Raw genomic sequence first — 3,422 nt, 5'->3', positions numbered from 1 at the left:
GCGACCAGTGGACAAATGGCTCTGGCCGTTTGCTGCCGAGGCTTCTTCGGAGGTTTGCGTTAACGCGGACGGAGGCGATTTCTATTGGACTTAGGCCAAGGGAAGGGCCGAGTCTCCGAATCACAGCGACGACGAGTGGTAATGCGCATAGAATCCGCAAGGCGATCTTGGTGTGTTCAATCGTATCGCGGATGGTAAAGAAATCGTCGGCTGCTCTTTCGGCGTATTCCGTCCACATCGCATCGTAATGCGCCAGAAAATATTCATGGCGCCAGCATAAAGCTGAGGGAAAGCTTTCGAGGAAAGCCTAAAGCTGTTCAAGATTCTTATTTTCGCTTCCAGGGCGGTAACGCAGACAAATCAATGATGGCCGACCTAACGGGGTTCTTTTCGTCTCGTAGTTCAGCAAGGCGCGCTTTCTTGCGAGCGCGATAGCGTCTGGCGCGCTCGGCCGCGCTTAGTGCATTGGCCTTGAGCGGACGCCCCAGCTTGCCGGTGATCGCCCTGGGTGGTGGAAGCACTGCCTCTTTAAGTAGCAGGCTGAGTATGAGGTGGCCGTTTATATCTCGCATGCTTAGTATAGGAAGCGTGACGCTGCATGACTGAGTTAATTTGGCACCATCGCCACGAAAACTGACTGCGAGTGCGTGATGCCGTCACGCAAAAGACGGCAGCAGCTTTGGACAGGCGCCTGAAACCGGCGCGCCGACCAGATCGTCACGTGAAAGACTTACATCCCTGTGACGGCATCACGGAAAGCGTCTTCACTGCTGACTCTCTAGGCCATCCTTGTGACAGAATTCCCATACGGCGGCGGCCATCCGCCGGCGTTGATGCCCGCTGCTAGTACGCAACTTGAATTGCCAATGTCGGGCAAGAACGTTGTTACCTTACGAGTTAACACACGCAGGCGATATGAGGCGCTGGTGCGCAACAGCAACCAGCTGCAGCGGGTTGAGCACAGTGCTCGTGCAGAGGGATGCTTACGGAGCCATGGGCGATTCAGCTCGGCGTTGGTATCGCCAATGAGTTACGATCTTGGCCTGTAAGCAAATACTGCGTACTCAGTCAGAACGGCTGAGCTCTTCGCCAACTTGCTTCGCTGGTAGTCGCAAAGATTAAAACGGCGGTTCTACACTGATCCGCACTCAACGCTGATGAGTGCAAGGTCAGCTTTTGGGTGAATCTGCTTTGAATTCGCTGACTGAAGCATCGTTACAACATAAACAAGGCAATTCAATGAGTTACGTTCCAAAGACAATTGGCGAAGTGATCCTCGAGCACATAAACCGAACCACGTTTCTACCGGCGATGCAGCGTGAATATGTGTGGGACACCGATGGAATCGAGAAGTTATTTGATTCCATAATGGGCAATTATCCGATCAGCTCGTTCCTGTTCTGGAAGGTACGCGAGGAGAAAAAGAATCTGTGGACGGCATACAAGTTCTTCAGCGATTTCAATAAGGAAGCGCCGCACAATGAAGAAGCCAACTTTGCCGGGATTAATCAAGACATCTATCTAGTACTCGATGGCCAGCAGCGGCTGACATCGCTGTTCATTGGACTGAAAGGCTCCTATCGTTACTTTTACTACAGCTGGAAAAAAACCAGGCTTTACCTGAACTTGTTCAAAGAGCCGAAACGTAGCGACAACCCGGAAGAACTAACTTACGAGTTCGCGTTTCGTGAGAACGATCAACCCAGTCAGAAAGATAGCCGACCGCAATACTGGTACTTAGTTGGGGACATTCTCAATTTCAGTTCGGCAAGTGCAGCCCGAAGCGACATCCGGACAAAGCTTTCTGGAACAGACTCCCAGCTCATCGAAAATGCTGTGGTGCTTATCGAGGAACTTCACTCGAGGCTTTTTACCGAAAAACTGATCAACTATTACGAAGAACGATCAGACGATTCTGACAAGGTTGTTGAGGTGTTTATTCGCGCTAACACCGGTGGCAAGAGGCTTGAATACAGTGACATTCTTCTTTCCACGGCAACTGCCAAGTGGCGCACATTAAATGCGCGAGACGAAATTCATGACTTTACGGATGACGTGAACGACATCGGCAGTGGTTACAACCTTGGCAAAGACTTTGTCCTCAAAGGGGCGCTTTACTTGACCGATAGTCTGCCGATCCAATATCGGGTAAAGAACTTCACCAGACCCAATCTGGAAAAGATCGAAAATAATTGGGACTCGATCAAAAGCAACCTTCGTGATACGGTACGGTTGATTAGCCGATTCGGCTTCGGTGACAAAAACCTGATTTCGACATTAGCGCTGCTACCGATAGCGTTTTACCTCAAGAAAGCCGACAAGAAGAACCTCGTCGACTCAACACAGAAAGATGATGTACGGAATCAACTGGTGATTCAGAAGTGGTTGGCAATAGCCTTGCTGAAGAACGCGTTCGGCGGTTCATCAGATACCACATTGAAGAATCTTCAGGATGTGCTCAATGCACAGTCAGACTTTTCCGTTTTCCCCTACGCCGCCATTAACGAAAAACTGGGCATCGAATCAGGATTCACTGACGCTGAGATTAACAACCTGCTGACGACTGCCTACGGGTCAAGATACAGCTATCTGATTCTCTCATTGCTTTACCCTGATCGCGATTGGAGGGACAACATCTACCACGAGGATCATATATTCCCGAAATCCTCGTTCGCGCTCAAGGGCCTTAAGGCGCAAGGCATTTCAGAAGAGCAGATTGTGAACTATCAGCGCTATTTCAACACGGTAATCAACCTTCAACTGCTGACGGCAAACGAAAATCTTGAGAAGAACGCAACGCCATTCAACGAATGGCTTCCAACCCGCGATACAAACTTCAGACGGCGGCATTCTTTGCCCGACATGGATTGTTATGGATTCGACAAGTTTATGGATTTTGTCGAGAAGAGACGCATTCTGATTGCAGAAAAATTAAAGCAGATTGCAATGTAGGCAGCTCTCATTACGTTCTCCGGCGTCTCAATGAATTCCGAGGCAATGAATGTTTTTTCTGGGTCGTTTCCTGACTGACGCTTCTGACATGCACTGCCTGTTAAGTCTTAAGCCAACACGGTCCATCCATGCGTCCAGCCGCATTGAGTGAGCTTGCGGGCGCTACATCTTCAGCTCGGGCTGTACGCTCAGTCTATTGAATACTCACGGACCCTATTCCTTCGCAAGCCTTCGTACGGGCTCGCGACTCCTGTTAAGCCAATTAAAAAATGCGTGGTGGCTTAGGCACATGCCCATCGCGCTAGATAGACGGTGACATGGTCCTGGTCCATCTCAAAACTAGCCCGGACTTTTCACCATGAGGCTTGCGGGAGTGATTTTTGCGCCTTGATCTGACCGAGTGCTGCGCCGGTCTGCTTGGGGGCGGCGTTGGAGGAGATTTTCAGCGCTGCGGACGCAATTTCCCCTAC

The 3,422-nt window shown here is 50.4% G+C and carries 1 protein-coding gene; it reads left to right on the top strand.

All coding sequences use genetic code 11. The annotated features are described in order from the left end of the window. Positions 1-1,239 precede the first annotated feature (1,239 nt). A complete protein-coding gene (locus CR159_RS21210) occupies positions 1,240-2,952 on the top strand; it encodes a DUF262 domain-containing protein (RefSeq protein WP_102075925.1) in 1,713 nt (570 codons plus the stop codon). Positions 2,953-3,422: the final 470 nt, after the last annotated feature.

Origin of the sequence: Pollutimonas subterranea, from assembly GCF_002849655.1 — a bacterium.
GTDB classification, from domain to species: Bacteria; Pseudomonadota; Gammaproteobacteria; order Burkholderiales; family Burkholderiaceae_B; genus Pollutimonas; species Pollutimonas subterranea.
This window is presented reverse-complemented; position numbering and strand designations above follow the sequence as displayed.